The organism is Streptomyces sp. SID10853, assembly GCF_010548145.1.
In the GTDB taxonomy this organism is placed as follows: Bacteria; Actinomycetota; Actinomycetes; order Streptomycetales; family Streptomycetaceae; genus Streptomyces.
This window is the reverse complement of the sequence record NZ_JAAGLN010000303.1, coordinates 1-6,891: the sequence shown is the minus strand read 5'-3', so window position 1 is coordinate 6,891 and position 6,891 is coordinate 1. Positions and strand designations below refer to the sequence as shown.

The following is a 6,891-nucleotide window of genomic DNA, read 5'->3' as shown; positions in this document are numbered from 1 at the left end:
CGTGCCCGGTGCGTCCTGCGGCCTGCGGCCGCCGTCCCGTACGACCGGGGTCGGCAGGGTGCTCGGCTCGTCGTCGTCTTCGGCCGCCGGGGGCGGCGGGTCGGCGGGCGCGGCGGCCCGTTCGGCCGGGGACCAGCTGAGGACGGCGCCGCAGCCTTCGCAGAACGAGTGCCCGGGCGTCGAAGGCGTACCGCACTCGGCGCACGCACGGGTCCGCTCCCGCGTCCGTCCAGGGTCGGCGCCTGGGGGCTGAGTGGTCATTTGCCGGGGGTCCTTTCGGCCGCGGTCACCTGGACCGTGAAGGGCATGTGGGCGGGGCGGGCGGCTTCGACGAGGCTTTCCAGCCGGTGCTGGTCGCCCGGGGCCGGATGGGGCAGCGCCAACGACACGTGCAGGCTCGGACGCCGTCCGCCGGGGACGGGCCCGAGCGGGCGGGCGTCCCAGTCGGCCGCGCCGCTCTCGGCGATCACCGGCTCGACGCCGAACGTCAGCCTGATCACCTCGGCGAGCCCGCGCCGGGTGCCGCGGATGCGGTGCAGATGCGCTGCGGCGGCCACGGCGGCCCTGAGTACGGCTTCGCCCTCCTGCCCACCGACGCGTTCGGCGCCGTCCGTCTCGGCGCCGACCCACTCCGCGAGCCAGCGGGTGAAGTCGGCGGGCGCCAGCGACGGGGTGAAGTAGGAGTCGAGGCAGTCGAGGACGTTGTGGATCGGGGCGAGAATGTCGTCGAGACCGGCGACGAAGCGCTGCGCCAGCTCGTCGTCGGCGAACACCGCGGGGAGCATCAGGCCCAGCGGCGCCGACGAGCCCAGGCCGTCGACGGAGCCCCTCATGATCCGTCCCCGATGACCCGGACCCGGTGGTCGAACGAGAAGACCAGCGCCGGGGCTTCGAGGTCGATCCGCTCGGTCGCGTCGCCGCGCTTGCCGGTCAGCGGGTCGGCCGGGTGCAGCAGCACCTGGTCCACCAGCTCCACACCCGGCACCCGCTGGAGGACCGCGAAGATCTCACCGGACTGCACCGGACGCCCGAACGGCCACCCGGTGCCGTGCGCACCGCCGGTCAGCGGGTCGAGGTGCCGGTAGAGCGCCTCGTGCGCCTGCCGCCTGACCTTGTCGGTGTCGGCGCCGCGGAAGGCGTGCACGGTCGCGACGACGGTGATGCCCTGGTAGAAGGGCGGGCCCACCGCCAGCCGGGTGCCGAGCAGCCGCCGCTCGTCCAGATAGCGGGTGATGCGCTCCAGCAGCGCGTCGCCGGGCACGAGTTGCTCGAACCGCAGCCAGCCGCCCGGGTCGGGCACCGCCTGCGGCACGACCAGGACCCGTACGGCATGGGCGCCGTGCTCGTCCGACTTGCCTTCGAGGCAGGTGATACGGGCGGTCTCCGGGGCCGCGCGCCGGGCCAGTTCCTCGTAGTCGCGCAGGGTCACCGCACGGTCCTGGGCGCGCAGCGTGATCGGGGCGCGGGCCTTGGCCTCGTCGACGGTCTCCCCGTCGACCCCGCCCCTGGCCGCTTCGCGGTTGATGACCTCGGAGACGTACGGGACGGAGTTGCGCAGCACCTGCACGGCGCCGCGGGCGACGTTGCCGTGCCGTCCGCCGCCGGTCCGGTAGCTGCGCGCGCGGATGACGGCGCCCTTCGGCGGCACCGCGCCGTACTGCCGCATGGTGCCGTCGGCCTCGCGTACGGAGGGGCCGAAGGCTATCTCGCCGGTGGCCGCGTCCAGGGTCAGATGGCGGTCGTCGGGTCCGGACGCGGCGAAGTGCGGGACGACGTCCCAGTCGACCCAGCCGTCGCGCTCGGCGATCTGCAGGTTCAGCGGCGGTACGTCACCGACGACCGGGGCGGCGGCGAGCCGCAGCCGCTGGCCGGGCAGGCCGCTGGACTCGCCGAGCGCCTCGTCGCGCACGGTCTCGGCGTGCACGGCGCCCGTGGTGCCGCCGATGGTGAACGCCTCGGCCGAGCGCACGGTGGGCGATGTCGTGTAGAAGGGCTGCCCGGTGGCGGGTTCGGTGACCCGGCAGCGCAGCCAGCCCGCCTCGCGGCGCCCGGAGCGGGACTTGGTGTGGCCGCCGGGGACGTGCAGGACGACCTCGCCCGGCCGGTTGAGACCGCCGGTGCCGTCCCGGTCCACCTCGCAGGCGGTCCAGCCGTCCTCGGTCCACGCCTCCCAGACCAGCGGGGGCTGCCGCGGGTCGACACCGACACCGTCGACACGGCTGTCGAGGGTCAGCGCCACCGCGCAGCGCGGGACGGCCGCGGTGAGGCCGAACATCAGGCAGTCGCCGGGCTGCGGCGACTCGGAGAAGCAGAGCAGGTCCTTGGCCTCGGCCAGCTCGGACGTACGGTCGGCGGCGGTCTCACCGTTGCGCTGGACCACCAGATACGCCAACTCGCACGAGTAGACGGTGAGTTCGCGCTCGGTGGCGAAGACCACCGCCTCCTCGCTCTCGGTGCGGGCGGTGGCGATCTCGGTGCCGACGGGCAGCCGTACGGCCTCGTCGAGCGGCGCCGACAGCCAGAAGGTGACGTCGGTGCGCGCCGCCGACGGCGGGAAGAGGGTGATCCCGATCAGGTCGAGGAAGGCGAGGTGGTTCTTCTCGGGGACGCGGTTGAGCCGGTAGACGATCTGGTCGGCCATGTGCGCGACCGTCTCGACGAGCGTGACCCCCGGGTCGGACACGTTGTGGTCCGTCCACTCCGGGGCGCGCTGCTGGATGTAGCGCTTGGCGTCGTCGACGAACTGCTGGAAGCGGCGGTCGTCGAGGTGGGGAGAGGGCAGTGCCATCAGCGTTCGCTTTCGGTGGCCGGTCCCGCATCCGAGGACGGCTCGTCGTGGGAGGGAATCGTGTAGAACGGGAAGACCAGGCTGCGCGGGTTGTTGGTGCCGCGGATCGAGTACCGGACGTCGATGAAGAGCACGCCCTGTTCGTCCCCGGCGCTCACCTCGACATCCTCCACCTCGATGCGCGGCTCCCAGCGGTCGAGGCTCACATACACCTCGTGCTGGATACGGCCGGCCGTCGCCTCGTTGACCGGGGCGAAGACCATGTCGTGGATGGCGCAGCCGAAGTCGGGGCGCATGGGGCGTTCGCCCGGGGCGGTGGCGAGGACCAGCCTGATGGCCTCCTCGACCTCGCGCTCCCCGCTGACCATGGCGATGCCACCGGTGGGGCCGATACGCAGGGGGAACGCCCAGCCGGTGCCGACGAATTGCTCTGCCATATCAGACCACCGGCAAGTCGTTGGCGGTGACGACGCCCATCAGCGCCACGCTGACGGCCTTGATCCCGATGTTCGCGACCGCGTTGAGCTGGATGCTGCCGACCGCGTCGATGGTCGCCAGGCCGCCGACGTTCATGCCCAGTTCGCCCCCCGCCTCCATGTTGAGCGCACCCGCCGCCTTCGCGTTGATGACCGACCCCGTCAGGTCGAGCATCCCACCACTCATGATGGAGATCTTGCCGCCCGCCTTCAGCGACAGGTCCTTCCCCGCCTCGACGGACACCGACCGGGTGCCCTTGATGGTGACGGAGCCCTTGCTGTCGACGGTGATCTCGGTCTTGGTGCGGTCCAGGTTGATGGTCAGCCGGTCGTCGCCGCTGCTGATGCGGACCCCGCGTTTGCCGCCGGTCCGCTGGTCGAGCAGGTCGACCCGGTTGTTGCTGCGGTCGGCCAGGGTGTGCCGGGTGGCACGGCCGCTGGTGCGGTCGTAGGGCTGGACGTCGTTGGTGCCCGGCTTGTCCTTGCCGTTGTAGAGGCCGCCGATCACGAACGGGTGGTCGAGGGCGCCGCGGTCGAAGGCCACCAGCACCTCGTCCCCGGCGTCGGGCGCGATGAGGCCGCCGCCCTTGAGCCCGCCGAACTGCACGGTACGGGTCCAGTCGCTGGTGTACATGTCGTCGAGCCACGGGAAGCGCAGCTTGACGCGGCCCTGCCTCAGCGGGTCCTTGACGTCGGTGACCAGCGCGTTGGCGACGCTGGGCAGCCGGACCGACGGGCTCGCCCCGCCCGATGTGAGCCCGTACGTCGAACGCCACTGCCGGCCGCTGACCGTCAGGAACGTCTCGTAGTGCCGGCCGTCACCGAAGGTGTGACGGGCCGCCGTCACCGTGTACTTGCCCTCGAACGGGTCGCCCACATCGGCGAGCGCGACCGGCACGCCGGGCCGCAGCTTGGGGTTGCCGCGGACCGTCACCTCCAGCTCGGCGAAGGCCGCGGTGACGTCGTCGGCGAGGGCCGAAGCCGCGTTCTTCACCTCGCTCTGCTTGTCGTACGGGGTGTCCGTCTCGACGATCGTGGCGGGGCCGAACTTGCTGCTGGCCTTCGCGGGCGAAGTGCCGATGGATATACCGGGGTTGGAGGTGGCGGGCGACTTGCCGACGAGGTCGCGCTTGGCGGTCACGTCCCAGCCGCGCGCCTCGACCTTGGCCACCTGGTCGGCGGAGGTCACCGCGGCGCGGCAGCGCAGGATGTCGACCCCGGCCTCCAGGACGTACGGGCTCTTCTCGCTCGGTGTGCTCACCGGCGGGGCGCCGGACGCCGGATCGGGCTTCGCGAACTGGAACTCGCCCTTGGAGTCGACGGACATCACCCGCTCGTTCTCGTCGGCGAGCCGGCACAGGAAGTCCCAGTCGGTGACGTTGGCCTGGGTGATGTACTCGTAGATGCCCTTCGTGGCATCGATGTTGCCGATCGGGAGCTTGTCCTGGCCGGCGAGCTTGCGGGCGATGTCGGACGCCGTCATGTTCCGGTATCCGATCACCCGGCGCTGGCGCAGCATCCGGTGACCGCCGTCGTAGCCGCGGATGACCGTCCTGGTGCCGGTGCCGTCGTAGTCGATCTCCAGGCCGGTGATCTCACCGGTGATCAGCGGGGACTGGGCCCCCTGGCCGTCGGCGACCGGCGCGATGACGGTCTTCTTGCCGATGTCCGCGCCGGATTCGGAGAGCACCTTCTTCTTGGGGTCGCGGAAGGTGAGCTCGAAGGCGCCGGGCACCCCCGCGCCGAAGTCGACCCAGCCCCCGACGAGCAGCGAGGCGAGCTCCTTCGTCAGCGGCGCCCCGCCGATCGTGACATGGAGGACGTTGGAGTAGCCGATCTTGGTCATCAGTGGCCGACCTCTTCGGCAGCGGGAAGCATGAGTTCGGTGCCGGGGCTCAACTGCCCGGGGTTGTCGATGCCGTTGGCCTCGGCGATGGTCCGCCAGACGGTGGCGTCACCGTACTCGCGCCAGGCGAGGAACTGGAGCGAGTCACCCGCGACGACCCGGTGCACCCGGCGTGCGGTGAGCGCACCGGATGTGGGGTTCTGCCCGGCGGTCTTGCTCGGGATCTCGTGCAGATGCACCTGGCAGGTGGCCCTGATCGGCACACCGGTGGTGCTGAAGAGGCTGTACGAGGCGTCGACCGAGCTGACGTACGCGGTGAAACGCGCGGTGGAGAACGCGCCCCACTGGAAGACCACCCACGGCGTCGACGGCTGCTTCGCCGCGATGCTGGCCGAGGTCGTCTCGCAGCAGGAGAAGAGCGCTTCGACGTTCTTCCGTACGTCGTTGCTGTCCGGCTCGTCGGAGCTGTCGAGGAACACCTCGACCGTCATCTCGCGGGGCTCGGGCCCCATGAACTCCGGCACCGCGCCGTCGCGCACCGCCGCCGTGGGGGTGGTCTTCCACTGGGCGCGGCGGCTCAGCGCCAGCTGCGACGGGTTGAAGTCGAAGTTGAACGTGCGGATCAGCCCGCCGGGCGTGGTGCTGTAGCCGACGGGCGGCTGGTGGATCGCCAGCGTCGCCCGCACCAGGCTCTTGCCCGCGCCGCCCTTGCCTCCGGTGCTCGCCATCTGCGCGGCCCCCTAGTCCGTGAATCCGTGGTGGGTGATCTCCAGGGTCTCAGTGGCCACCGAGGGACTGGAAGGGTTCAGCGAAGGTCCGCGCCAGCTCACCGGCAGCACATCGATCAGACCCCAGCGGGCGACCAGCGAACCGTCGGCGCGCAGCGCGGAGATCTGCGCGGTCGGCCGGGTGACGCCGGTGGTGATGGAGGAGATCCACCGCGCGACCTTCGCGGTGTCCGGGGTGAGCGGGCGGGTCAGCGTGATGTTGGAGAACGTGACCCGGGACGGCAGCTGCCAGACGAAGCCGTTGTTGCCGCCCTCCTGCCGCTGCTCGATCTCCACCTGGGAGGAGAGCCCTTCGCAGCCGTTGAACGTGCCCAGGCTCTCTCCGTCGATGGACAGGCTGAAGAAGATGGTGGAGCCGGGATCCTGGTCCTGGGGCATCGGGTGCGGCGTTCCTTCCTGCGGTCGGTGCGGGTGGTGCGGTCCTGCGGGTGGTGCGGGTGGTGCGGTCCTGCGGGCGGTGCGGTCCTGCTGGTCGTGCGGTCGTGCGGTCCTGCGGGTGGTGCGGTCGTGCGGTCCTGCCATGGTGCGCCGGGGCGGTCGCCGTCAGCGGCGGGGGTCCCGGAGTCTGCCGATCCGTTCACGGTCCATGCGCAGCTCCGTCCTCAGCAGCCGAGTGATCGGCCCCATCAGCCGGTGGGTGAGCTCGTCCACCTGGCCGTCGGAGAGGTCCCGGGCGTCGAACCTGCTCCCGGTGTCCTCGGTGGCGCCGTCGCAGCGCGGGCCGTTGTTGAGGTTCGGCGCCACCGCACTGTACGGCGGAGGGTTCTCGGCCCGCTCGGTGTACGGGGGCGGAGGCGCGCCTCCACCGCCGTTGCCCGAGCCGCCCGATGGGTTCTGGGTCGTCAGGTTCACGGCCGGGAGCTGCGGCGGGACGGGCGCGGGCGCCTTCACCAGCTGGGGCGGATTCGACCCGTGCGATGTCGGGGTGCCGGGTGCCCGCTGCACCGGCAGCGCCGCGGGCGCCGCCGCGGCGGCCGTACGGCCGAGGGCGAC

7 protein-coding genes and 1 pseudogene are annotated in these 6,891 nt (G+C 71.8%); all 8 read right to left on the bottom strand.

Annotation, left to right across the window (positions count from 1 at the left end; all coding sequences use genetic code 11):
• Nucleotides 1-261: pseudogene (locus G3I19_RS37835) on the bottom strand (hypothetical protein); the annotation flags it as partial.
• The gene (locus tag G3I19_RS32880) at nt 258-833 is read right to left on the bottom strand and encodes a phage tail protein (protein ID WP_164267371.1); all 576 of its coding nucleotides are present in this window, start codon (nt 831-833) and stop codon (nt 258-260) included. The gene G3I19_RS32880 and the pseudogene G3I19_RS37835, both read right to left, overlap by 4 nt.
• Nucleotides 830-2,788 carry a putative baseplate assembly protein gene (locus G3I19_RS32875; RefSeq protein ID WP_164267370.1) on the bottom strand — a complete coding sequence of 653 codons (1,959 nt, stop codon included), beginning with the start codon at nt 2,786-2,788 and terminating at the stop codon, nt 830-832. The genes G3I19_RS32880 and G3I19_RS32875 overlap by 4 nt, the downstream gene beginning before the upstream one ends.
• The gene (locus tag G3I19_RS32870; protein WP_164267369.1) at nt 2,788-3,225 is read right to left on the bottom strand and encodes a GPW/gp25 family protein; all 438 of its coding nucleotides are present in this window, start codon (nt 3,223-3,225) and stop codon (nt 2,788-2,790) included. The genes G3I19_RS32875 and G3I19_RS32870 overlap by 1 nt, the downstream gene beginning before the upstream one ends.
• 1 nt (nt 3,226) lies before the next feature.
• Nucleotides 3,227-5,110 (bottom strand): VgrG-related protein, encoded by a 1,884-nt coding sequence (locus G3I19_RS32865; protein ID WP_164267368.1) that lies wholly within the window; start codon nt 5,108-5,110, stop codon nt 3,227-3,229.
• The gene (locus G3I19_RS32860; RefSeq protein WP_164267367.1) at nt 5,110-5,838 is read right to left on the bottom strand and encodes a LysM peptidoglycan-binding domain-containing protein; all 729 of its coding nucleotides are present in this window, start codon (nt 5,836-5,838) and stop codon (nt 5,110-5,112) included. The genes G3I19_RS32865 and G3I19_RS32860 overlap by 1 nt, the downstream gene beginning before the upstream one ends.
• Before the next feature lie 12 nt (nt 5,839-5,850).
• On the bottom strand, nt 5,851-6,276 hold the full coding sequence (locus G3I19_RS32855; protein WP_164267372.1) for a phage tail protein: 426 nt from the start codon (nt 6,274-6,276) through the stop codon (nt 5,851-5,853).
• Between the two features lie 165 nt (nt 6,277-6,441).
• Nucleotides 6,442-6,891: hypothetical protein (locus G3I19_RS32850; protein ID WP_164267366.1), on the bottom strand; the 450-nt coding region annotated here is incomplete at its 5' end.

What these genes read in the sequence shown, in the direction of transcription:
- G3I19_RS32880 (WP_164267371.1), bottom strand. Translation starts at nt 833, where the DNA reads ATGAGGGGCTCCGTCGACGGCCTGGGCTCGTCGGCGCCGCTGGGCCTG.
- G3I19_RS32875 (WP_164267370.1), bottom strand. Translation starts at nt 2,788, where the DNA reads ATGGCACTGCCCTCTCCCCACCTCGACGACCGCCGCTTCCAGCAGTTC.
- G3I19_RS32870 (WP_164267369.1), bottom strand. Translation starts at nt 3,225, where the DNA reads ATGGCAGAGCAATTCGTCGGCACCGGCTGGGCGTTCCCCCTGCGTATC.
- G3I19_RS32865 (WP_164267368.1), bottom strand. Translation starts at nt 5,110, where the DNA reads ATGACCAAGATCGGCTACTCCAACGTCCTCCATGTCACGATCGGCGGG.
- G3I19_RS32860 (WP_164267367.1), bottom strand. Translation starts at nt 5,838, where the DNA reads ATGGCGAGCACCGGAGGCAAGGGCGGCGCGGGCAAGAGCCTGGTGCGG.
- G3I19_RS32855 (WP_164267372.1), bottom strand. Translation starts at nt 6,276, where the DNA reads ATGCCCCAGGACCAGGATCCCGGCTCCACCATCTTCTTCAGCCTGTCC.